The 19,647-nt window shown below is 68.2% G+C and carries 23 protein-coding genes, 1 pseudogene and 1 riboswitch; of the genes and pseudogenes, 13 read left to right on the forward strand and 11 right to left on the reverse strand.

All coding sequences use genetic code 11. The annotated features are described in order from the left end of the window. Window positions 1-9: 9 nt before the first annotated feature. The 4 genes from A5732_RS16950 to A5732_RS16965 are packed head-to-tail and all read left to right on the forward strand — an operon-like array spanning window position 10 to window position 1,617. Window positions 10-210 (forward strand): hypothetical protein, encoded by a 201-nt coding sequence (locus A5732_RS16950; protein WP_139334759.1) that lies wholly within the window; start codon window positions 10-12, stop codon window positions 208-210. A gap of 8 nt (window positions 211-218) precedes the next feature. Further along, window positions 219-716 (forward strand): cyclic pyranopterin monophosphate synthase MoaC, encoded by a 498-nt coding sequence (moaC, locus tag A5732_RS16955; RefSeq protein WP_076102815.1) that lies wholly within the window; start codon window positions 219-221, stop codon window positions 714-716. Then, window positions 713-1,195, forward strand: a complete 483-nt coding sequence (locus A5732_RS16960; protein WP_064953123.1) for a MogA/MoaB family molybdenum cofactor biosynthesis protein — start codon at window positions 713-715, stop codon at window positions 1,193-1,195. Before moaC ends, A5732_RS16960 begins: the two co-directional genes overlap by 4 nt. After that, the gene (locus tag A5732_RS16965; protein WP_076055350.1) at window positions 1,192-1,617 is read left to right on the forward strand and encodes a molybdenum cofactor biosynthesis protein MoaE; all 426 of its coding nucleotides are present in this window, start codon (window positions 1,192-1,194) and stop codon (window positions 1,615-1,617) included. The genes A5732_RS16960 and A5732_RS16965 overlap by 4 nt, the downstream gene beginning before the upstream one ends. A gap of 267 nt (window positions 1,618-1,884) precedes the next feature. On the opposite strand, the pseudogene A5732_RS16970 reads toward A5732_RS16965, so the two are convergent. The 4 genes and pseudogenes from A5732_RS16970 to A5732_RS16985 form a co-directional block, all read right to left on the reverse strand. Continuing rightward, window positions 1,885-2,292: pseudogene (locus A5732_RS16970) on the reverse strand (transglycosylase family protein); the annotation flags it as partial. A 13-nt stretch (window positions 2,293-2,305) separates the two neighbouring features. After that, a riboswitch (cyclic di-AMP (ydaO/yuaA leader) is annotated at window positions 2,306-2,491 on the reverse strand. Between the two features lie 235 nt (window positions 2,492-2,726). Continuing rightward, the gene (locus tag A5732_RS16975) at window positions 2,727-3,005 is read right to left on the reverse strand and encodes a MoaD/ThiS family protein (RefSeq protein WP_076102817.1); all 279 of its coding nucleotides are present in this window, start codon (window positions 3,003-3,005) and stop codon (window positions 2,727-2,729) included. Between the two features lie 4 nt (window positions 3,006-3,009). Further along, on the reverse strand, window positions 3,010-4,092 hold the full coding sequence (moaA, locus tag A5732_RS16980) for a GTP 3',8-cyclase MoaA (protein ID WP_076051325.1): 1,083 nt from the start codon (window positions 4,090-4,092) through the stop codon (window positions 3,010-3,012). Next, window positions 4,089-4,496: a YccF domain-containing protein gene (locus A5732_RS16985; protein ID WP_065126143.1), complete on the reverse strand. Its 408-nt coding sequence runs from the start codon at window positions 4,494-4,496 to the stop codon at window positions 4,089-4,091. Before A5732_RS16985 ends, moaA begins: the two co-directional genes overlap by 4 nt. Window positions 4,497-4,661: 165 nt before the next feature. Between A5732_RS16985 and A5732_RS16990 the strand changes: the two genes are divergently transcribed. The 3 genes from A5732_RS16990 to A5732_RS17000 all read left to right on the forward strand — a co-directional run bounded on the left by A5732_RS16990 (window position 4,662) and on the right by A5732_RS17000 (window position 8,212). After that, window positions 4,662-5,069: a cold-shock protein gene (locus tag A5732_RS16990; protein ID WP_076051324.1), complete on the forward strand. Its 408-nt coding sequence runs from the start codon at window positions 4,662-4,664 to the stop codon at window positions 5,067-5,069. Window positions 5,070-5,196: 127 nt separating this feature from the next. After that, window positions 5,197-7,149, forward strand: coding sequence for an acyl-CoA dehydrogenase family protein (locus A5732_RS16995; RefSeq protein WP_076102818.1), 1,953 nt, complete (start codon window positions 5,197-5,199; stop codon window positions 7,147-7,149). 58 nt (window positions 7,150-7,207) lie between these two features. Then, entirely contained in the window at window positions 7,208-8,212 is a 1,005-nt protein-coding gene (locus tag A5732_RS17000) for a glutathione S-transferase family protein (protein ID WP_065056363.1), read from the forward strand. Between the two features lie 16 nt (window positions 8,213-8,228). On the opposite strand, the gene A5732_RS17005 is transcribed toward A5732_RS17000, so the two are convergent. Together A5732_RS17005 and A5732_RS17010 are read right to left on the reverse strand one after the other, a co-directional pair. Next, window positions 8,229-8,729: a DUF2771 domain-containing protein gene (locus tag A5732_RS17005; protein ID WP_076051322.1), complete on the reverse strand. Its 501-nt coding sequence runs from the start codon at window positions 8,727-8,729 to the stop codon at window positions 8,229-8,231. Beyond that, the gene (locus tag A5732_RS17010; RefSeq protein ID WP_076051321.1) at window positions 8,726-10,375 is read right to left on the reverse strand and encodes an MFS transporter; all 1,650 of its coding nucleotides are present in this window, start codon (window positions 10,373-10,375) and stop codon (window positions 8,726-8,728) included. The genes A5732_RS17005 and A5732_RS17010 overlap by 4 nt, the downstream gene beginning before the upstream one ends. Window positions 10,376-10,487: 112 nt before the next feature. Between A5732_RS17010 and A5732_RS17015 the strand changes: the two genes are divergently transcribed. Beyond that, a complete protein-coding gene (locus A5732_RS17015; protein WP_076102819.1) occupies window positions 10,488-11,501 on the forward strand; it encodes a DUF3027 domain-containing protein in 1,014 nt (337 codons plus the stop codon). On the opposite strand, the gene A5732_RS17020 is transcribed toward A5732_RS17015, so the two are convergent. Further along, complete coding sequence (locus A5732_RS17020) at window positions 11,498-11,953, reverse strand: SRPBCC family protein (protein WP_064954375.1); 456 nt, start codon at window positions 11,951-11,953, stop codon at window positions 11,498-11,500. The genes A5732_RS17015 and A5732_RS17020 overlap by 4 nt on opposite strands. Window positions 11,954-11,973: 20 nt before the next feature. Continuing rightward, window positions 11,974-12,249, reverse strand: coding sequence for a DUF2530 domain-containing protein (locus tag A5732_RS17025; RefSeq protein WP_076051342.1), 276 nt, complete (start codon window positions 12,247-12,249; stop codon window positions 11,974-11,976). Window positions 12,250-12,452: 203 nt separating this feature from the next. Here A5732_RS17025 and A5732_RS17030 point away from each other — a divergent pair, with 203 nt between their 5' ends. From A5732_RS17030 to A5732_RS17040, 3 genes are read left to right on the forward strand one after another with little or no spacing between them, the layout of a single operon-like run. Next, a complete protein-coding gene (locus A5732_RS17030) occupies window positions 12,453-12,884 on the forward strand; it encodes a MarR family transcriptional regulator (protein ID WP_064954373.1) in 432 nt (143 codons plus the stop codon). After that, on the forward strand, window positions 12,881-13,735 hold the full coding sequence (locus tag A5732_RS17035; RefSeq protein WP_076051319.1) for a TrmH family RNA methyltransferase: 855 nt from the start codon (window positions 12,881-12,883) through the stop codon (window positions 13,733-13,735). Before A5732_RS17030 ends, A5732_RS17035 begins: the two co-directional genes overlap by 4 nt. A gap of 10 nt (window positions 13,736-13,745) precedes the next feature. Further along, window positions 13,746-14,024: a DUF2537 domain-containing protein gene (locus A5732_RS17040; RefSeq protein WP_076051318.1), complete on the forward strand. Its 279-nt coding sequence runs from the start codon at window positions 13,746-13,748 to the stop codon at window positions 14,022-14,024. Between the two features lie 98 nt (window positions 14,025-14,122). On the opposite strand, the gene sepH is transcribed toward A5732_RS17040, so the two are convergent. Beyond that, a complete protein-coding gene (gene sepH, locus A5732_RS17045; RefSeq protein WP_076051317.1) occupies window positions 14,123-14,896 on the reverse strand; it encodes a septation protein SepH in 774 nt (257 codons plus the stop codon). A 122-nt stretch (window positions 14,897-15,018) separates the two neighbouring features. Next, entirely contained in the window at window positions 15,019-16,137 is a 1,119-nt protein-coding gene (gene serC, locus A5732_RS17050) for a phosphoserine transaminase (RefSeq protein WP_142256629.1), read from the reverse strand. Window positions 16,138-16,383: 246 nt separating this feature from the next. On the opposite strand from serC, the gene A5732_RS17055 reads away from it, so the two are divergent. After that, window positions 16,384-17,409, forward strand: a complete 1,026-nt coding sequence (locus A5732_RS17055) for an AurF N-oxygenase family protein (RefSeq protein ID WP_076051316.1) — start codon at window positions 16,384-16,386, stop codon at window positions 17,407-17,409. Window positions 17,410-17,427: 18 nt separating this feature from the next. Next, the gene (locus tag A5732_RS17060) at window positions 17,428-19,116 is read left to right on the forward strand and encodes an FAD-dependent oxidoreductase (protein ID WP_076102821.1); all 1,689 of its coding nucleotides are present in this window, start codon (window positions 17,428-17,430) and stop codon (window positions 19,114-19,116) included. Window positions 19,117-19,168: 52 nt separating this feature from the next. Here A5732_RS17060 and A5732_RS17065 read toward each other — a convergent pair whose 3' ends face one another. Further along, a complete protein-coding gene (locus A5732_RS17065; RefSeq protein ID WP_076051314.1) occupies window positions 19,169-19,627 on the reverse strand; it encodes a VOC family protein in 459 nt (152 codons plus the stop codon). Window positions 19,628-19,647: the final 20 nt, after the last annotated feature.

The following is a 19,647-nucleotide window of genomic DNA, read 5'->3' on the forward strand; positions in this document are numbered from 1 at the left end:
ATGGATCTCGTGGCTGACACTGCTGAGGGCAAAGCTCGCAAGACCAAGTATGTCGACAACGGCTGGCCGACGACGGACCCCGACGACCATGCGGTCAGTGAACTCGTGACCGATCGCACGGGTGCGCTGTCCCCCTTCGGCGAGCTGGTGTTCCCGCTGCCCTCCGCAGATCTGCCCTACCTGCACCCGGTCACCGTCGTCAATCGGTAGGCCGCCAGATGGCTAGGGCCTCTGAGGCCTCCGGCTCGGGCGCCCTGTCACACCTGGACGATCACGGGGCGGCGCACATGGTCGACGTCAGCGCGAAGGTGGCTACCAAGCGCACCGCGGTCGCCGCCGGCGTCCTGCGCACGTCGGCGCACGTGGTGGGGCTGATCTCGACCGGCGGCCTGCCCAAGGGCGATGCGCTGGCCACCGCGCGGATAGCCGGCATTCAGGCCGCGAAGCGCACCAGCGACCTCATCCCGCTTTGTCATCAACTTGCCCTCACGGGGGTCGACATCGACTTCACCGTGGGCGAGTCTGAGATCGAGATCATCGCAACGGTGCGAAGCACCGACCGCACGGGGGTGGAGATGGAAGCGCTGACCGCCGTCAGCGTCGCGGGCCTGACGCTCTACGACATGATCAAGGCGGTAGACCCGGCCGCACGAATCGACGACATTCGAGTGCTGCGCAAGGAAGGCGGCAAAACCGGAAGGTGGGCGCGCCCATGAGTTCCCGTTCAGCCCGCGTCATCATCGCCTCGACCCGCGCGTCGTCGGGTGTGTACGACGACCGGTGCGGCCCGATCATCGCCGAATGGCTGGCGGAGCGGGGCTTTTCGGACGTGCAGCCGGAGGTGGTCGCCGACGGGCCGCCGGTCGGCGACGCGCTGCGCACCGCGATCGACGCCGAGGTCGACGTCATCATCACCTCCGGTGGCACCGGCATCTCGCCCAGCGACAGCACACCGGACCAGACCGTGGCTCTCGTCGACTACATGGTGCCGGGGCTGGCGGAAGCGATCCGCCAGTCCGGCCTGCCCAAGGTGCCGACATCGGTGCTGTCGCGGGGAGTGTGCGGTGTGGCCGGCCAGACCCTGATCGTCAACCTGCCGGGTTCGCCCGGAGGGGTTCGCGACGGCCTCGGCGTGCTCGCCGGTGTGCTCGACCACGCGCTCGACCAGCTCGCCGGTAAAGATCACCAGCGATGACGCTCGTCGTGCGCGCCGCCATGACCGAGCACCCGATTTCACTGGCCGAGCACGAAGAGTTGGTGGGCCACCAGTCGGCCGGGGCCATCGTCGGGTTCGTCGGCATGATCCGCGACCACGACGGCGGACGGCGGGTGGTGCGGCTGGAGTATTCGGCGCACCCGTCGGCCGAGCAGGTGATCGCCGATGTGGTGGCCGAGGTGGCCGAGCAGTCCAGCGGTGTGCGTGCCGTCGCCGCCAGCCACCGGATCGGCGCGCTGCGCATCGGAGAGGCCGCGCTGGTGGCCGCCGTCGCCGCCGACCACCGGCAGGCGGCGTTCGCCACCTGTGCGCACCTGGTGGACACCATCAAGGCGCGGCTGCCGGTATGGAAGCACCAATTCTTCGCCGACGGCACCGAGGAGTGGGTGGGCTCGGCCTGACGCGGTAGTCACGTCGGCCTTATAGTGCCGGCCACCGGCATGGTGCGCCGTGCCCGACACGCCCCGAACAGGAGGGTTTTCGGGGCGTGCGGGGAATGTGGCGGGTCAGGCGTTAGGCGAAGGCTGAGCGAGAGCGTCCAGCGCGTCGTTGCCCTGAACGTCCTGGGCCCGGATGGCGTCCCACAGCTGCTGGGTGTAGCCGGCTTCGGAAACATGCTGCGGCATGCCGGCCGGTACGAAACCGTGGAAGTCCGTGTCCGCGACGGGCGGTGCGTCCGCTGGGGGTGCCGGCGCGGGCACGTCGCGCTGGCTGGGGCCCGACAGCGGGCCACCGCAGACGGGCCAGGCGCCACGGCCCTGGCTGGCGAGCACCCGTTCGGCGACGGCGATCTGCTGTTCTTTGGTGGCTAGTTCGGCCGACGGGGCGTATTGGCCACCGCCGTGCGACGCCCAGGTGCTCGAGCTGAACTGCACGCCGCCGTGGTAACCGTTGCCGGTGTTGATGGCCCAGTTGCCGCCGGATTCGCAACGGGCTACCTGATCCCATTCGCCGTCGGTGGCCGCGGCCGCCTGGCCGGCAAGGGCGATGCTGCCGCCTCCAAGAACCGCACCGGTGAAGGCGATCTTGGCGACGCTGATGTTTGAACTGCTGGGCTTACGGTGACGTCCACTCATACGCGCCGGGGTATTCCTCTCTCGTCACGCGCCTGCGAGGTCAGCTGTCGGGTTCGGGTTGGAGAGGCCACCCGGCCGGCGCGGCCGTCATGCGAGACGACGCCGGCTTCACCCCTAGGAGCCGCGAGCGGCCCCAATCCGATCACGGTGGACCGGTGGGTCCCCCGTCTCCATCCATGTGGTTCGGTGGCCCCCGCCTATTGGATGGAGCTCGGCGCGATAGGGAGGGGAGGTCCGCCAATCGGGATGGCTGGCGAGCCTTCGGAGACGGTAACGGTTTCTGTTTGTCTCGTCACGTCTTGCGAAACCCGGCGTTTCCCTCTCGGCCATCCGCGAAAACCGCAGGAAGACATAGTGTTTGCGCAGGTCAATGTGGGCGATATCGGAGCGTGACCGCGCCGTTATGAATCCGTTACGTGAGATAACTCACAGTTTCAGCCGCCAGAAAAGGGCGGCAGAACATCAATCGTGTCACCGGTTTGCAACGCCGCGGTCTCGTCGCGGACGGCGATCCCGTCGCGCAGGTACGAGCACCGGGTCAACACGGTGGCCAGGCGAGACCCCCGGACGGCGAGCCGCTCGACCAGCTCGCCGACCGTGGTGCCGGGGCGCAGCACCACCGTCTCCGACTCGACACCCGCGGCCGCGCGGGCGGCCGCGAAGTAGCGCACCGTCACCTGGATTCCGTTGGCTTGGACAGGGGTCTGTCCCATGGGGCTAGCCACCGATCGCACTCATCGGGCGATCGGGCTGGATGAAGTTCGGGTCGTTGATGCCGTGACCGGCGGGCTTGCCCCACATCGCGGTACGCCACGCCGCCTCGATCGCGTCGTCGGGCGCTCCGCCGCGCAGCAGCCCGCGCAGGTCGGTCTCCTGTTCGGCGAACAGACAGCTGCGGATCTGGCCGTCGGCCGTCAACCGAGTGCGGTCACACGTCGAGCAGAAGGCGTGCGAGACCGACGCGATGACGCCGAACTTTCCGCTCGGTGTGCCTGGGCCGGTGTCGACCAGCCAGAGCTCGGCCGGCGCCGATCCACGCGGCGCCGGGTCCGGCCGCAGCCGAAAGTGCGGGCGCAGCGCGGCCAGCACGTCGTCGGCGCTCAACGCGGCGTCGCGGCGCCATTGGTGACCGGCATCCAGCGGCATCTGCTCGATGACGCGCAATTGATAGCCGAGGTTGAGACAGAACCGCAGCAGCTCCACCACGTCCTCGCGCCCGGTGGCGGGGTCGAGCACGGCGTTCACCTTCACCGGCGTCAGGCCGGCTTCCTTGGCCGCGGCCAAGCCGGCCAGCACGTCATCGAGGCGGTCGCGACGGGTGATGCTCGCGAAATGCTGCCGATCCACGCTGTCCAGCGAGATGTTGACCCGGTCCAGGCCCGCCCGGACCAGCCCGGCGGCCCGCCGCGCCAGCCCAACACCGTTGGTGGTCATCGAGATCTCGGGGCGCGGCTGCAGGCCGGCGGCCGCGGCGACCACCTCTTCGAGGTGGCGCGCCAGCAGGGGCTCGCCGCCGGTGAACCGCACGCTGGTCACCCCCAGCCGGGTGACCGCGATGCGCATCAGCCGGGCCAGCTCGTCGGCGCTGAGCAGTTGCTCGCCCGGCAGCCAGTTCAGGCCCTCCGCGGGCATGCAGTAACTGCAGCGCAGGTTGCAGCGGTCGGTCAGCGACACCCGCAGGTCGGTGGCGACCCGCCCATAGGTGTCCACCAGCGGGCCGGTGGTCGGCGCGTTCGTGGGTACGGCCGGGCCGCCGTCGCGGCTCGGCACCGTCGGGAGGCCCAGCGTCGTCAGCGTCATGCGGCCACCGGCGGCACGTGGTGAGTGGGCGAGCTGATCGGAACGATCTGCTTGCCCAGCGGCATCAATGACACCGGGATCAGTTTGAGGTTGGCCAGCGCCAGCGGAATGCCGACGATCGTGAGCGCCATCGCCGCCGCGCTGACCAGATGACCGATCGCCAGCCACACACCGAACAGCACTATCCAGATGACGTTCCCGATCAGGGCGCCCGACCCCGCGGTCGGCTTGTCCACGATGGTGCGGCCGAACGGCCACAGCGCGTAGGAGGCGATGCGCAGCGACGCGAAGCCGAACGGGATGGTGATAATGAGCAAGAAGCTGATGAGCGCCGCAGCCAAGTATCCGACGGCCATCCAGAGGCCGCCGAAGACTAACCAGATGACGTTAAGGACTAGGCGCATATCTCCTCCGCGGGTACTACCAAGCGTACCGAGTGCCCGATAACGGGGGTGCTGGTTACCCGGGCATCCGAGTAGGATCAGACTCCTAATATGGCGTCCTGCGCAGGCGGGACGCTTATTGTGTTGCCTATTTCTACTGATTCGTTAGACAAGCAGGTGAGACCAGTGCCGACGGGCAAGGTTAAGTGGTACGACGCTGACAAGGGCTTCGGCTTCCTGTCGCAAGAGGACGGCGAAGACGTGTACGTCCGCTCGTCGGCGTTGCCCGCCGGGGTCGAGGGCCTCAAGGCGGGCCAGCGTGTGGAGTTCGGCATCGCCTCCGGGCGGCGCGGGCCGCAAGCGTTGAGCCTCAAGCTGATTGAGCCGCCGCCCAGCCTGACCAAGGCGCGTCGCGAGGCGCCGGTCGAGCACAAGCACAGCCCGGACGAGCTGCACGGCATGGTCGAGGACATGATCACCCTGCTGGAAAGCACCGTGCAGCCCGAGTTGCGCAAGGGCCGCTACCCGGACCGCAAGACCGCCCGCCGGGTTTCCGAGGTGGTCAAGGCCGTGGCCCGGGAGCTCGACGCCTGACCGATCGGTGACTCAGAACCGACTGCGCCACGAAGCTACTCGGTGGTAACTTCGACATCCGTAGGTGTGGTATTCAGGCCGGTAGTGCCAACCCACGTCGTGTCAGTCGTTTAGCGAGGAGGCTGCGATGACACAGCAAACGCAGGTCACCGAGGAGCAGGCGAGAGCTCTCGCCGAGGAATCTCGCGAAAGTGGTTGGGATAAACCGTCTTTCGCCAAAGGGTTATTCCTTGGGCGTTTCCCGCTGGAACTCATACACCCATTTCCCAAACCGTCTGACGCCGACGAGGAGCGCATCGGAGCGTTTCTCGACAAGCTGCGGCAATTTTTGGACACCGTTAACGGCAGTGTCATCGAGCGCGATGCGCAGATTCCCGATGAATACGTGAAGGGCCTGGCCGAATTGGGTTGTTTCGGCATGAAAATCCCGTCCGAATACGGCGGGCTGGGCATGTCCCAAGTTGCCTACAACCGCGCACTGATGATGGTTTCGAGCGTTCATCCCAGTCTCGGCGCACTGCTGTCGGCCCATCAGTCGATCGGAGTACCCGAGCCGCTCAAACTCGCCGGGACCCCGGAACAGAAACGGAAGTACTTGCCGCGGTGTGCTGCTGGGGCTATATCGGCGTTTCTGCTCACGGAACCAGATGTGGGCTCCGACCCGGCGCGGTTGGCCTCCACGGCAACGCCGACGGACGACGGCGAGGCGTACGAACTCGATGGCGTGAAACTGTGGACCACCAACGGCGTGGTCGCCGAGCTGCTGGTGGTCATGGCCCGGGTGCCCAAGGGCGACGGGCATCGCGGCGGCATCAGCGCTTTCGTGGTCGAGGCCGATTCGCCGGGGATCACCGTGGAGCGGCGTAACAAGTTCATGGGGCTGCGCGGTATTGAGAACGGCGTGACCAGGCTGCACCGGGTTCGGGTGCCCAGCGAAAATTTGATCGGCCGAGAAGGCGACGGGCTCAAGATCGCGTTGACCACACTCAACGCCGGACGGCTGTCGCTGCCTGCGACCGCGACGGGTGCGTCCAAGTGGGCGCTGAAGATCGCCCGCGAATGGTCTGGTGAGCGTGTGCAGTGGGGCAAGCCGCTGGCCAAACATGAAGCGGTGGCTGGCAAGATCTCGTTCGTCGCCGCGACCAACTACGCGCTTGAAGCGGTGCTCGAGCTGTCCTCGCAGATGGCCGACGAGGGACGCAACGACATCCGCATCGAAGCCGCGCTGGCCAAATTGTGGGCTAGCGAGATGGCGTGCACCATCGGCGATGAGGTTTTGCAGATCCGGGGTGGCCGGGGCTATGAGACCGCGGAGTCATTGGCTGCGCGAGGTGAGCGCGCGGTGCCCGTCGAGCAGGTGGTGCGGGACCTGCGGATCAACCGCATCTTCGAAGGATCCAGCGAGATCATGCGGCTGCTCATCGCCCGCGAGGCGGTCGATGCACACCTCGCAGCGGCCGGCGCCCTGGCCAAGTCCGACGCCGGTTTGCGGCAGAAGGCCGCCGCGGCGGTCGGTGCGAGCGGGTTCTACGCGAAGTGGTTGCCACAGCTGGTGTTTGGCGAAGGTCAGCGACCGAAGGCGTACAACGAGTTCGGCCCGCTGGCGACGCACCTTCGGTTCGCCGAACGCTCGTCCCGCAAGCTGGCGCGCAACACCTTCTACGGGATGGCGCGCTGGCAGGCCAAGCTGGAACAGCGGCAGGGCTTCCTGGGTCGCATCGTCGATATCGGTGCCGAGCTGTTCGCGATGTCCGCGGCGTGCGTGCGGGCCGAGGGCCAGCGTGTCGCCGACCCCACCGTCGGTCAACAGGCGTACGAGCTGGCCGAAACGTTCTGCCAGCAGGCGACCCTCCGCGTCGAAGCGTTGTTCCATGCGTTGTGGGCCAACACCGACGGCAGCGATGTTCAGCTGACCCATAACGTCCTGGAGGGCCGTTACACCTGGCTGGAGGACGGGATCGTCGACCAGTCAGAAGGCACCGGGCCTTGGATCGCGCACTGGGAGCCCGGCGAGTCCACGGAACCCAACCTGGCCCGGCGATTTTTGACGGTGTCTGCGCCGTCGGAGGCGAATCTGTAGCTTCGCGTTCGATTTCTCAGGGTTCGTCGACGGCCGTCGCTGAGGCAGAATTGTCGTCATGGCCACCTACGTCGCCGAGGCGGGCGAATTCACCCGTGACACCGACTACATCACCACCCGCATCACCGCTGACGGACGCGACGGCTATCCCGTCGAGCCAGGACGGTATCGACTGATCGTCGCCCGCGCGTGTCCGTGGGCGAACCGCGCGATCATCGTGCGCCGCTTGCTCGGCCTGGAAAGTGTTCTCTCCATTGGCTTTTGCGGGCCCACGCACGATGAGCGCAGTTGGACGTTCGATCTGGATCCGGGTGGTGTCGACCCGGTGCTGAAGATCCCGCGGCTGCAGGACGCCTACTTCAAGCGGTTTCCCGACTACCCCAAAGGCATCACGGTGCCCGCGATCGTCGACGTCGGAACCGGCGCGGTGGTCACCAACGACTTCGCGCAGATGACCCTGGATCTGTCGACGGAATGGTCGGCCTACCACCGCGACGGAGCGCCCGAGCTGTATCCCGAGCGGCTGCGCGCGGAGATCGACGAGGTGAGCAAGCGGGTCTACACCGAGATCAACAACGGCGTGTACCGGTGCGGGTTCGCCGGCTCGCAGCAGGCCTACGAGGCGGCCTATGACCGGCTGTTCACCGCGCTGGATTGGGTGAGCGAGCGGCTGACCAATCAGCGATTCCTGGTGGGCGACACCATCACCGAGGCCGACGTGCGGCTGTTCACCACCCTGGCCCGCTTCGATCCGGTGTATCACGGGCATTTCAAATGCAACCGCAGCAAATTGAGCGAGATGCCGGTGCTGTGGGCCTACGCGCGCGACCTGTTCCAGACGCCGGGTTTCGGTGACACCGTCGACTTCGTCCAGATCAAGCAGCACTACTACATCGTGCACGCCGACATCAATCCCACCCGGATCGTGCCAAAGGGTCCGGACCTGACCGACTGGCTATCCCCGCACGGGCGAGAGAGCTTGGGCGGCAAGCCCTTCGGGACGGGCACACCTCCAGGGCCGCCGCTCGAAGGCGAACGCGTGCCCGCCGGCCACGGGGCCTGAGCGACAAGGTCGACCCTCAGAAGGTCAGCCGCACCGACCATTCCGCGTGCGGAACGTCGCGTAGCTCGCCCGCCGGATCCACCGCCAGCGTCAGCAACTGCACGACGATCCCGGCCAGACGCCCGCGATGCGGGTCGACCGAGGGGATGGTCACGGCGAACCGGGTGCCCGGCCGGAAGATAGTGCTGGTGGTGTTGGTGGGGTCGTCGTAAACCTGCAGCAGCCGCCAGGGTGCCCGGTAGATGGCATCGGGCACCGACAGCTGAATCGGGTAACGCTCGCTGACCCGCAGCTCGCCCTGGTGCTGCGGCGTCTCGCAGTCTTCGAGGTTGAGCACGTTGCAGTACAGGTAGGGCCCCACCCGGGTCAGGTGGCCGTGCGAATACGCGCTGATCTCCGGATGCCGCGGGCCGGAGCGGCCCACCAACAACCAGGTCGCGACGCCGGCGCCGACGCAGAGCACGGCAACCAGGCAGGCGAGCAGCACGGCCACGCCACGCTTGCTTCCGGATTTCACTCGGCAACCACCGCCGTGGCGCCGACATCGCGGCGCTTGCCCTCTTGCTCGACCATGATCGGCCTATTCCCTCCCAGGCCGGGAATCAGTGAATTGCCGCGGAAGCTGACCAGGGTCTGCGCCAGGCCCAGGATGAGCAGCGCGGTCACCGCGGTAAAGCCGACCCACAACTCGGTGTACACCAACACCCCGAGCGCGCCGCCGAGGACCCAGGCCAACTGCAGCGTCGACTCCGAGCGCCCGAAGCCCGACGCGCGCGATTCCTCCGGCAGGTCGTCCTGCAGCGACGCATCCAGGGACGCCTTCGCGATGGCGCTGGATCCCGACGTGACCAGTGTGGCGATCACGGCCACCATCAGGTTGCCGGCCACCGAGGCGGCCAGCGCGACCGCGCTCACCGCCACCGTGCAGCGCACCACCAGCGCGGCGGGCCGGCCCAGCTTCAGGCGGGCACTGGTGAAGTTGCCGACGAAATTGCCGATCCCGGCCGCGGCGCCGATCATGCCGAGCATGGCGATCTGGGCCCAGCCGTTGGCCTGGTGGGCCTTGGCGACGAACGCGGGATACAGGAACAGAAAACCCACCATGACCTTGATGGTGCAGTTACCCCACAGAGAGGTGATGATGTTGCGGCCCAACGGCTGTCGCAGCGCCCCGCTGACTTCCTTGTGCCAGCTGCGGCGCAGCGGTTCACTGTCCTGGCGATAGCTCAGGGTGGCGGGAACCTCACCGGCGGTCACCTCGACCCAGCGCGGTATCCGCATCGACAGCATGGCGCCGGCGATCGTCACCGCGATCACCACGAACAACGCCCCGGGCAGCTTGAACAGGTGGGTGCAGACGAATTCGACGCCACCCGCGATCGCGCCGCCGACGATGGTGCCGCCCAGCAGACCGAACATGGTCAGCCTTGCGTTGACCCGCACCAGGTCGATGGTCGGCGGCATCACCCGCGGTGTCACCGCGCTGCGCAGCACGCTGAACGACTTCGAGAACACCATCATCGCGAGCGCGCACGGATAGAGCACCCACGACGGGAAACTGCCGCTGGCGCCGTCGTAGTTCATCACCAGCAGCACGGCCAGCGCGGTCCGCAGGGCGAACGACGCGGCCAGGGCGACGCGGCGGCCGTGCTGCAGCCGGTCCAGCGCCGGGCCGATCAGCGGTGCGATCACCGCGAACGGCGCGATGGTGATCAACAGATACAGCGCGACCCGCCCCTTGCTCTCGCCCGTGGCCGCCGCGAAGAACAACGTGTTGGCCAGCGCGACTGCCATTGCGGCGTCCACCGCGAAGTTGGCCACCACGGGCCACGTCAGCGCCGTCAGCCCGGATTTGTCGGCGCCGTCGGCCGTCGCGGCGCGCTGCACCATCCAGTACATCCGCGAACCCATCTCGCGGCTGCGCAGCGCCGCGGCGCGGGTGACGGTGATCCGCTCGCCGGAAGCCGGACCGCGAGGCGCCGCGGCGGTGTTGCGTTCGGGCTCCGGCTGGTGGCCCAGCGGGGGCAGGTAACGGTTGGCGCTCGGCATCGGCGTCGGGCGGCGGGTGCGCCGATCGGCGGCCCCGCCGGCGGGGTAATTGGCCGCGCCCGGATGCTGGGAAGCAGCGCCATTGCGGGGCCGGCGGCCCGGCTGAGGGGCCACTCGGCCCGGATTGTTTTGCCGCCGTCCAGACACGTCCCGATTCTCCCCTATGCCGCCTGGATGCGTCTGCAGGTAACGGGGCGTGGCTCGTCAACCTAGTATTGGAACCGCAATGCAGAAAGAAGACAGCGCGACCCGACTCATCGAGGAGCCCATCGTGGAGTACGCCGTGGCGACCGCGGCCGACTGGCCCGAGGGGTTGGCGACGGTGCTCACGGGCGCGGCAGACCAGGCCAGGGCCGCGGTCGTGGAGTTCAGCGGGCCGGAGATGGTCGGCGACTATCTGGGCGTCGGCTACGAAGACCCGAATACCGCCACCCACCGGTTCCTGGCGCATTTGCCCGGCTACCAGGGCTGGCAGTGGGCGGTCGTCGTGGCCGCCTATCCCGGCGCCGATCACGCCACCATCAGCGAGGTGGTGCTGGTGCCCGGGCCGACGGCGTTGCTCGCCCCGGAATGGGTGCCGTGGGAGCAACGGGTGCGGCCCGGGGACCTGAGCCCCGGCGATCTGTTGGCGCCCGCCGCCGACGATCCCCGGCTGGTTCCCGGCTACACCGCCAGCGGTGACCCCGAGGTCGACGAGACCGCCGCGGAAATCGGGCTGGGCCGGCGTTGGGTGATGAGCGCGGAGGGCCGCGCGGAGGCGGCCGAACGCTGGCGCACCGGCGATTACGGCCCCGACTCGCCGATGGCGCGGTCGACCAAGCGGGTGTGCCGCGACTGCGGCTTCTTCCTGCCGCTCTCGGGATCCCTGGGCTCGCTGTTCGGCGTGTGCGGCAACGAACTGTCGGCCGACGGGCACATCGTCGACAAGCTGTACGGCTGCGGTGCACACTCGGACACCCCGGCCCCGGCGGGCACCGGGTCGCCGGCGTATGAGCCCTACGACGACGGCCTGCTGGACGTCACCCAGGCACCGGTCGAGCCGACCGCGCCGCCCGCGGAGTCGGCAGAGGCGTCCGAAGCGCAGCCGGAGGCCGAGGTCGCGGAGCAACAGCTCGAGGCCACGGAGCAGCAGCCCGAGGCGCCGGGTGAGACGGCGGAGGCCGAGCCCGTGTCCGAGGCCGCGGAGTCCGAGCAGCAGCCGGAGCCCGAGCAGCAGCCGCAGACCGAGACGCCGGACTAGCCGGTTTCGGCGGCGGCCTTGATGCGCGCCAGCGAGGCGTTCATCCCGTCGAGCAACTCGCGTTCGAAGTTCTCGGTCCCGCCGAAGAGCGCATTCACCGACAGGTTCGAAAAGGCGGTGACGCCGTTTTCGGCGTGCCGACTCTCGATCAGCCGCGTGCCCTCGCCGCTGGGCTCAAGCTCATAGGTCCAGATGGTGTTGTTGGTGTCCACGCGGAACGCGAGCCTGCGGTCGGGGACGATATCGACGACCGTGCACGTGGTCGGCCAGAACATCCGCTTGCGGCGGTTGAGGTTGAGGGTCCTGGTGCCCTGACGGACCGGGCCGAAGGGCTTCATCCATCTGCATTGCGGGCTCCACTGCGGCATGCGCCGCAGGTCCGAAATCAATCCCCACACGGTGGCCACCGGGGCGTCGATGTCGACGTGTGTTTGCAACAGCGGGGCTACCATCGCTCCTCCAGGTGTGCGAATTACTTGTGGTCGAGAAAGTTTTCGAGCCCGGCCTGGGCCCCGCGCGCACCGCGCCGGGCCGCGGCCAGCTGCAGCAGGAAGATGCTCGTACCGAGCACCCCGACGCCCAGCCCGGCCAGGGCCACCGGACGCCAACCCTGCAGGGCGGGCACCAGGAAAGCGGCGGCCACCGCGGCCAGCCAGCCCAGCGCGCCCAGCGCGATGAACGGCCACACGTGCAGCAGCGCGGCCGGCAGCGGCGGCGCGGTGCGGTTGTCACCGGGTTCGGCAGGCATCGCGATTAACATAGCCCGCCGCCGGCGCTCGCGGGCGGCGCACCCAATTGCCGAAACGGATGATCGGAAAACCGCTGAGCAAGGTGGGATGGGCGGGCGGATAAGCGTTTCGAGCAAAATTCCGAAGCTTAGCGAAAAGAATCCACACCGGTGGTTCACCGGTTCGTGTCCCGGTTTCTCGGGCGTGCGTGTAACCTCGCGCCATGCCTGACAGCGATGCGCGGCTGGCCAGCGACCTGTCACTGGCAGTTATGCGGCTGGCCCGCCAACTGCGGTTTCGCAACCCTTCGTCGCCGGTGTCGTTGTCCCAGCTGTCGGCGCTGGCCATGCTGACCAACGAAGGCCCGATGACACCGGGCGCCCTGGCGATCCGCGAACGGGTCCGGCCGCCGTCGATGACCCGGGTCATCGCATCGCTGGCCGAGATGGGCCTGGTGGACCGCGCGCCGCACCCGGTCGACGGCCGGCAGGTGCTCGTCTCGGTCTCCGAGTCCGGGGCCGAGCTGGTCAAGGCGAACCGTCGTGCCCGCCAGGAGTGGCTGGCCAAGCGGCTGGCGACGCTGGACAGCGAACAACGCGACACCCTGCGCAACGCGGCCGATCTGATGTTGGCCCTGGTCGACGAAGGCCCGTGAGTTACCGGACCGAAGCCCTGAATATTCAGGACGTTGACGACCCCGACGATCCCAGGCTCGACGATTTCCGCGACCTGAACAGCGTCGACCGTCGTCCCGATCTGCCGTCCGGCAAGGGGCTGGTGATCGCCGAGGGCGTGCTGGTGGTGCAGCGCATGCTGGCGTCGCGCTTCCGCCCGCATGCCCTGCTGGGCACCGACCGCCGGCTCGCCGAGCTCGAGGACGATCTGGCCGGCAGCGCCGTGCCGTTCTACCGGGCCTCCGCCGACGTCATGGCCCGGGTGGTCGGCTTCCATCTCAATCGCGGCGTGCTGGCGGCCGCCCGGCGGGTGCCCGAATCCAGCGTCGCCGACGTGATCGCCGGGGCCCGCACCGTCGCGGTCCTCGAAGGGGTCAACGACCACGAGAACCTGGGCTCGATCTTCCGCAACGCGGCGGGCCTCGGCGTCGACGCGGTGGTGTTCGGCAGCGGCTGCGCCGACCCGCTGTACCGCCGCGCGGTCCGGGTGTCGATGGGCCATGCGCTGCTGGTGCCGTATGCGCGCGCGGCCTCCTGGCCCGCCGAACTTGAGACGTTGCGGCAGAACGGTTTTCGGCTGATGGCGATGACCCCGCAAGGCACTGCGTGCGCCCTGCCGGAGGCGATGACGACCGCGCGCGACGACCGCGTCGCGGTGCTGGTGGGCGCCGAGGGGCCGGGGCTGACGCCGGCCACCCTGCGGTTGAGCGATGTGCGGGTGCGCATCCCAATGTCGCGGGGCACCGACTCGCTCAACGTCGCGACCGCGGCGGCGCTGGCGTTCTACGAGCGGGCCCGCTCGACGAGAGGCGGCGATGGACAGTCAGACTAGGCTCCGGCTGATGAGAGACGAATCCGTCCCCTGGGCAACGGGTTTGACGGTGACCGCATTCGTCGCGGTGGTCACCGCGGCCGCGATCGTGGTGCTCAGCCTGGGGCTGGTTCGGGTGCACGCGCTGCTGGCCGTGGGGCTCAACGTCGTGGCCGCCGGGGGACTGGCACCGACCTTGTGGGGGTGGCGGCGTACCCCGGTGCTGCGCTGGTTCGTGCTGGGCGCCGCGGTGGGCGTCGCGGGCGCGTGGATTGTGCTGCTGGCCCTGACGGCCGCGGGTCGGGCTTAGTGGTGATCGCGAGCGCGGCGTAGCCGGGCGAAGCGGGTCGCCACCATCGGGCTTAGCGGGTGGCCACCATCGGGCTTAGCGGGTGGCCACCATCGGACCTAGCGCTGCCCGCCCGAGCGGACGCCGAGCAACACGTCCTCCCACGCCGGGATGACCGGCTTGCCGCGGCGGGTGTGCACGGGCTTTTCGTCGGGCTCCACGACGGCCTCGGGTTCGGCGACGGACGGCTTCGTCGGCTCGTCGAAGTCGACGTGGGCGACCCGGGCCACCGGGCGCAACGGAAGTTCGAAGGTGGGGTCGATCAGCGCGCTGGCCGCGTCGTCGATGGCGGTCACGGTTCCGCCGTGGGCGCCGGGGGAGAAGCAGAAATGCGCGAGATTGTCGGAACGGCCGACCTTCCACGCGAGCTGCACCGTCCAGCGGTTGTCTTCGTTGCGCCAGGCGTCCCAGCTGAGTTTGTCGTGACTGAGGCCGCGGGTCACAAACGCGGCGGTGACCGTCTCGAGCAGGGTCAGCACGGCGGGGCCGTCGGCCAGCATCGGGTGGGCGGCGGTTGCCAGCTCGGCGGCGCGGAACCGTTCCAGTAGCACCGGGTGGGCAAAGCGGCGGATCCGCGACACCTCCGAGCCTGACGCCGCGGCGACCTGCTCGACGGAGGCGCCCGCGCGGATCTTGGCCTGAATTTCTTTGGGGCTCAGCATGTTGGTGACTTCAATCTCGAGCTGCGGTTGCTCAGAGGACAGGGCGGCGTCGCGCAGCAGGGCCCGCAGCCGGTCGTCGGCCGCCAGCTTGAACTGCTCCGCGGGATCGTCACCCTCGCAGATGACATATTTGCTGTCGGCATCCAGCCCAACCACTTTGAGTTCCCGCATGGTTATCTCCTCGCAGGCTCCGTGCAGGTCAGCGACGGACCCGTCACGTGCGCACTCTAGTCCAGCAACCGCTCATCACCTGTGCTGACACGCTGTGCGGTTGCGCGCCGATTGCCGGTTGGTTACAGCCGCTCGACGACCCAGTCAATGCATTGGGTGAGTGCGCTGACATCGTCGGGGTCCACCGCCGGGAACATCCCCACCCGCAGCTGGTTGCGGCCGAGTTTGCGGTACGGCTCGGTGTCGACGACGCCGTTGGCCCGCAGAATCTTCGCCACGGCCGCGGCGTCGACCTCGTCGGCGAAGTCGACGGTGCCCACCACCTGCGAGCGCAGCTTCGGGTCGGTGACGAAGGGCGTGGTGTAGGACCGTGCCTCGGCCCAGGAGTACAGCCGGCCCGACGAGTCCGCGGTGCGTTTGACGGCCCAGTCCAGCCCGCCGTTGCCCAGGATCCAGTCGACCTGCTCGGCCATCAGCGCCAGGGTGCCGACCGCCGGGGTGTTGTAGGTCTGGTCCTTCAGGCTGTTCTCCACCGCGATCGGCAGCGACAGGAAGTCGGGCACCCAGCGGCCGGAGGCGGCGACGGACTCGACGCGGGCCAGCGCCGCCGGGCTCATGACGGCCAGCCACAGGCCGCCGTCACTGGCGAAATTCTTCTGCGGAGAGAAGTAGTAGGCGTCGGTCTCGGCGATGTCGACCGGCAGGCCGCCCGCGCCCGAGGTCGCGTCGATGACGATCAGCGCGTCGCCGGAATCGGCGGGCCGGGCGATGGGCACCGCGACGCCGGTGGACGTCTCGTTGTGCGCCCAGGCGATCACGTCGACCGAGGGGTCGCTCTGCGGCTCGGGCGCGCTGCCGGCGTCCGCCTTGATGACGACGGGATCGCCGACGAAGGGGTTCTTGGCGACCGCGGAGGCGAACTTCGAGCTGAACTCGCCGAAGGACAGGTGCAGCGACCGCTTGTCGATCAGGCCGAAGGCCGCGGCATCCCAGAACGCGGTCGCGCCGCCGTTGCCCAGAATGACCTCGTAGCCCTCCGGCAGCGAAAACAGATCGGCGAGCCCGGACCGCAGCCGGCCCACCAGGTTCTTGACCGGCGCCTGCCGGTGCGAGGTGCCGAACAGCGGGGCGGCGGTCGTGGTCAGCGCCTGCAGTTGTTCGGACCGGACCTTCGACGGGCCACACCCGAAGCGGCCGTCGCGGGGTTTGATGTCAGCGGGGATCTCGAGCTGGTCAGCCATGCTCATCAGGGTAGTGAGCCAACCTGACGGGTCGGTGCGGCGGCCCGACCACAGGCCCCGGCCGCCGGGACAAAAGGCCTGCTCGGATGCGGCCAGACGTTTGGCCGGGTGTGATCTGGGGCATAAAAAATTCATGACCACCGGTCAGGTCACAGTGCCTGGCAGGGGTCTAGAGAATATCCGGTACCTGCGGTACTGTCTGGACATAGCACGTCCAAATGTAAACCTCGTTGGGGAGGCCTGGATATGGCTAGGACGCGATTAGTCCGGCGTTGGCGACACAAGATGGAAGTGCGCGACGACGCCGAATACGTCAACATGCTTGCCACACTGTCCGAGGGGTCGGTGCGGCGCAACTTCAATCCGTACACCGATATCGATTGGGATTCACCGGAATTCGCCGTCACGGAGAACGATCCGCGGTGGATTCTGCCGGAGACCGACCCGCTGGGCCGGCATCCCTGGTATCTGGCGCAGTCGGACGAGCGCAAGATCAAGATCGGGATGTGGCGCCAGGCCAACGTGGCCAAGGTGGGTCTACATTTCGAGTCCATCCTGATCCGGGGCCTGATGAACTACACGTTCTGGGTGCCCAACGGCTCGCCGGAGTACCGGTACTGCCTGCACGAGTCGGTCGAAGAGTGCAACCACACCATGATGTTCCAGGAGATGGTCAACCGCATCGGCGCCGACGTGCCGGGCATGCCGCGGGTTCTCAAGTGGCTCTCGCCGCTGGTGCCGCTGGTGGCCGGCCCGCTGCCGGTGGCGTTCTTCATCGGCGTGCTCGCCGGCGAGGAGCCCATCGACCACACGCAGAAAAATGTTCTGCGCGAAGGCAAGTCGCTGCACCCCATCATGGAACGGGTGATGGCTATCCACGTGGCCGAGGAAGCCCGTCACATCTCGTTTGCCCACGAGTTCCTGCGCAAGCGGGTGCCCGAATTGACCAAGCGGCAGCGGTTCTGGACCGCGCTGTACCTGCCGCTGACCATGAAGGCGCTGTGTCGCGCAATCGTGGTGCCGCCCAAGGCGTTCTGGCGCGAATTCGACATTCCGCGGGACGTGAAGAAGGAACTGTTCTTCCGGTCGCCGGAATCACGAAAGTGGTTGAGCGACATGTTCGGTGACGTGCGGATGCTGGCCTACGACACGGGCCTGATGGAGACGCGCTCGGCGCGATTGATGTGGCGGCTGTGCAAGATCAACGGCAAGCCGTCGCGGTACCGCAGCGAGCCGCAGCGCCAGCACCTGGCCGCGGTCCCGGCCGCGTAATTAACTGCGAGTTCCTGTATGCCGCACGTTATTACCCAGTCGTGCTGTAACGACGGGTCCTGTGTTTTCGCGTGTCCGGTGAATTGCATTCACCCGACACCGGATGAGCCCGGCTTCGCCACCTCGGAGATGCTCTACATCGACCCGGTGGCGTGCGTGGACTGCGGCGCCTGTGTGAGCGCGTGTCCCGTCGGCGCGATCGCGCCCGACACCCGGCTGGACTCCAAGCAGCTGCCTTTCATCGAGATCAACGCGTCCTTCTACCCGGACCGGCCGAAGGGCCAGAAGCTGCCGCCGACGTCGAAGCTGGCCGCGGTGATCCCGGCCGCCGAGGTGCACGCCCGTCGCAGGCCGCTGACGGTGGCGATCGTCGGATCGGGGCCGGCGGCGATGTACGCCGCCGACGAACTGCTGACCCAGCGGGACGTGCGCGTCAACGTCTTCGAAAAGCTACCCACGCCTTACGGTTTGGTGCGGGCCGGGGTGGCGCCGGATCACCAGAACACCAAGCGGGTCACCCGTCTGTTCGACAGGGTCGCCAGTGATCGCCGGTTCCGGTTCTATCTCAACGTCGAGGTCGGCAAGAAGTTGAGCCACGCGGACCTGCTGGCTCATCACCACGCCGTGCTGTATGCGGTGGGCGCACCCGATGACCGCCGGCTGGACATCGAGGGCATGGGCCTGCCGGGGACCGGAACGGCAACCGAATTGGTCGCGTGGATCAACGGGCATCCCGACTTCGCCGATCTGCCAGTCGATCTCAGCCACGAGCGGGTGGTGATCGTGGGCAACGGCAACGTCGCCCTCGACGTCGCCCGGTTACTCACCTCGGATCCCGACGACTTGGCCCGCACCGACATCGCGGACCACGCGCTTGCGGCCTTCCGGGACTCGGCGGTGCGCGAGGTGGTGATCGCCGCCCGGCGCGGCCCCGCCCAGTCGGCGTTCACGTTGCCCGAGCTGATCGGGCTTACCGGCAGCTCCGAGGTGGTGCTCAGCGCGGCGGACCATCAGCTGGTGGCGGCCGATCTCGCGGCCGCGTCGGACGCCCTGACCAAGCGCAAGCTGGAAATCTTGAGCACGCTCGGCGACGATTCGGCGCCGTCGGACCGCCCCAGGATCAGGCTGGCGTATCGGCTCACCCCGAACCGGGTGCTGGGGGACCAGCGCGCCACCGGCGTGGAATTCTCCGTCACCGGCACCGACGAGACGCGCCTTCTGGAGACGGGTCTGGTGCTGACGTCGATTGGCTACCGCGGCAAGCCGATTCGCGATTTGCCGTATGACGAATCGTCGGCTGTCGTGCCGAACGACGGCGGCCGCGTCGTCGACCCCGCCTGCGGGCGGCCGGTGCCCGGCGCATACGTCGCGGGCTGGATCAAGCGGGGCCCCAGCGGCTTCATCGGCACCAACAAGTCCTGCTCGTTACAGACCGTGCAGGCCCTGGTCGCCGATTTCAACGCCGGCAAGCTGACCGAGCCGGTCGCCAAACCCGACGCGCTGGCCCGGCTGGTGCACGACCGTCAGCCCGACGCGATCGACGCGGCGGGATGGCGCGCCATCGACGCCGCCGCAATCGCACGCGGCGGCGACGACGGCCGGCCCCGCAACAAGTTCACCGACGTGTCCGCCATGCTGGCGGCCGCGGCCACCGCAGAGCCGGCGCCGCCGCAACGACGCCGGCTGCTGGACCGGCTGCTCGGCTAGTCCCGATAGTTGCGACCCGCTTCGCCCGGCTGCGCCGCGCTCGCGATCGCCACTAACCGGCGCTCTGGCCGGACATCGCGGCCGAGATCTCTTCCATGCTGACCTCGCGGACCGGCTGCCCCATCGACCACTGGTGGCCGAACGGGTCGGCGACCATGCCGTAGCGGTCGCCCCAGAACTGGTCCTCCAACGGCATCACCACCGTGGCGCCGGCATCCAGCGCCCGCTGGAAGCTGGCGTCGACGTCGGTGACCGTCAGGTGGATCGTGACCGGGGTGCCGCCCAGCGACGTCGGCGTCAGCGACCTGCCGCCACACGCCTCCGGGAAGTCGTCGTTGAGCATCACCGTGAAGCCGTTGATGCGCACCGCGGCGTGCACCAGTTTGCCGTCGGGACGCGGCACGCGCCCGATTTCCTGTGCCCCAAAAGCCTTGACATAGAAATCGATTGCCGCGGCGGCATCGTCGACCACCAGGTGCGGGGACAGTGCCGGTTCGATGTTGATCGCCATGCTGGTTCTCCTTGCTGTCG

Origin of the sequence: Mycobacterium colombiense, assembly GCF_001953985.1 — a bacterium.
GTDB classification, from domain to species: domain Bacteria; phylum Actinomycetota; class Actinomycetes; order Mycobacteriales; family Mycobacteriaceae; genus Mycobacterium; species Mycobacterium colombiense_B.

Bases quoted from the DNA above. Each gene is read 5' to 3' on its own strand.
- moaC (WP_076102815.1), top strand. From the start codon at position 219: ATGGCTAGGGCCTCTGAGGCCTCCGGCTCGGGCGCCCTGTCACACCTG.
- A5732_RS16960 (WP_064953123.1), top strand. From the start codon at position 713: ATGAGTTCCCGTTCAGCCCGCGTCATCATCGCCTCGACCCGCGCGTCG.
- A5732_RS16965 (WP_076055350.1), top strand. From the start codon at position 1,192: ATGACGCTCGTCGTGCGCGCCGCCATGACCGAGCACCCGATTTCACTG.
- A5732_RS16975 (WP_076102817.1), bottom strand. From the start codon at position 3,005: ATGGGACAGACCCCTGTCCAAGCCAACGGAATCCAGGTGACGGTGCGC.
- moaA (WP_076051325.1), bottom strand. From the start codon at position 4,092: ATGACGCTGACGACGCTGGGCCTCCCGACGGTGCCGAGCCGCGACGGC.
- A5732_RS16985 (WP_065126143.1), bottom strand. From the start codon at position 4,496: ATGCGCCTAGTCCTTAACGTCATCTGGTTAGTCTTCGGCGGCCTCTGG.
- A5732_RS16995 (WP_076102818.1), top strand. From the start codon at position 5,197: ATGACACAGCAAACGCAGGTCACCGAGGAGCAGGCGAGAGCTCTCGCC.
- A5732_RS17000 (WP_065056363.1), top strand. From the start codon at position 7,208: ATGGCCACCTACGTCGCCGAGGCGGGCGAATTCACCCGTGACACCGAC.
- A5732_RS17015 (WP_076102819.1), top strand. From the start codon at position 10,488: ATGCAGAAAGAAGACAGCGCGACCCGACTCATCGAGGAGCCCATCGTG.
- A5732_RS17020 (WP_064954375.1), bottom strand. From the start codon at position 11,953: ATGGTAGCCCCGCTGTTGCAAACACACGTCGACATCGACGCCCCGGTG.
- A5732_RS17025 (WP_076051342.1), bottom strand. From the start codon at position 12,249: ATGCCTGCCGAACCCGGTGACAACCGCACCGCGCCGCCGCTGCCGGCC.
- A5732_RS17030 (WP_064954373.1), top strand. From the start codon at position 12,453: ATGCCTGACAGCGATGCGCGGCTGGCCAGCGACCTGTCACTGGCAGTT.
- A5732_RS17040 (WP_076051318.1), top strand. From the start codon at position 13,746: ATGAGAGACGAATCCGTCCCCTGGGCAACGGGTTTGACGGTGACCGCA.
- sepH (WP_076051317.1), bottom strand. From the start codon at position 14,896: ATGCGGGAACTCAAAGTGGTTGGGCTGGATGCCGACAGCAAATATGTC.
- serC (WP_142256629.1), bottom strand. From the start codon at position 16,137: ATGGCTGACCAGCTCGAGATCCCCGCTGACATCAAACCCCGCGACGGC.
- A5732_RS17055 (WP_076051316.1), top strand. From the start codon at position 16,384: ATGGCTAGGACGCGATTAGTCCGGCGTTGGCGACACAAGATGGAAGTG.
- A5732_RS17060 (WP_076102821.1), top strand. From the start codon at position 17,428: ATGCCGCACGTTATTACCCAGTCGTGCTGTAACGACGGGTCCTGTGTT.
- A5732_RS17065 (WP_076051314.1), bottom strand. From the start codon at position 19,627: ATGGCGATCAACATCGAACCGGCACTGTCCCCGCACCTGGTGGTCGAC.